At 44.4% G+C, this 869-nt stretch carries 3 protein-coding genes; all 3 read right to left on the bottom strand.

The window, feature by feature from the left end; translation table 11 throughout:
* Positions 1 to 253: hypothetical protein (locus R8O10_RS24405; RefSeq protein ID WP_318191841.1), on the bottom strand; the 253-nt coding region annotated here is incomplete at its 3' end.
* 9 nt (positions 254 to 262) lie between these two features.
* The gene (locus R8O10_RS24400; protein ID WP_005462564.1) at positions 263 to 724 is read right to left on the bottom strand and encodes a YqaA family protein; all 462 of its coding nucleotides are present in this window, start codon (positions 722 to 724) and stop codon (positions 263 to 265) included.
* On the bottom strand, positions 718 to 869 hold a 152-nt coding region (locus tag R8O10_RS24395), incomplete at its 5' end, for a zinc-binding dehydrogenase (RefSeq protein WP_318191842.1). The genes R8O10_RS24395 and R8O10_RS24400, both read right to left, overlap by 7 nt.

The following is an 869-nucleotide window of genomic DNA, read 5'->3' as shown; positions in this document are numbered from 1 at the left end:
CGATTTCTTCACGAGCTGAACCGACGTGATACGTGACATCAACGTGTACCAATGGGTCAGAGCCCTCTGGCGCTAGAATTACGGTCAAGCCGTTATCGAGTTTGTATTTTTGATATGGGATCTTAACTTTGCCGTCTTCTGCTTTCGATGATTCGACGAAAGTCACCCCTTTTGGCAACGATGAAACAGGGGAATTTGATGCACAGCCCGTGATCACTAACAGTGAGCACGCGCCAACCCAAAACATTCTCATGTACTTTCCTTAAAATAATCCGAGATAAATGGCCGCCAACAAGCTGTACCGAGCGGCTTTTCCTAAAAATATTAAAATCACACACGGCAGAAATTTCATCCTTAACCATCCAGCCGCGAGACACAACGGATCACCAATAATTGGTAACCAACTGAAAAACAATCCCCAGTAGCCATATTTTGCTAGCCACTTTAAAGCGGTATGACCATGTTTTTCTTCTTGGGTTTTATTGGGGATCCATAACCCAAGCCAATAATTGGTTAAGCCACCAAGCGTATTACCTATTGTGGCAACCAAAAGAATAGAAGAAACCGCATATTGATTGAGTGAGAGAGTTGCTATCAGCCCAGCTTCAGAGCCACCAGGCAGTAAGGTGGCGCTCAGAAAGCCCGTTAAAAAAAGCACCCACAATGCTGAATCAGAAAACCAAAGGGCTAAATGTTCAAAAGCTGAATTGAATGCGTCTAGCATGTCATATCAAGTAATACCTTGCCTCTCGTTCGCCCCGATTCCACTTGTTGGTGTGCGGCGATAACTTCAGCCATTGGGTAAATGTGTTGCACTTCTGTTTTAAGTAATCCCACACCTACCATGTACAACAACGTGTCTAACTGTG

It is taken from the genome of Vibrio sp. 1727, assembly GCF_033344415.1.
Classification (GTDB): Bacteria; Pseudomonadota; Gammaproteobacteria; order Enterobacterales; family Vibrionaceae; genus Vibrio; species Vibrio alginolyticus.
Note: the sequence above shows the minus strand (reverse complement) of the source record. Positions and strands in the feature narration are given on the sequence as shown.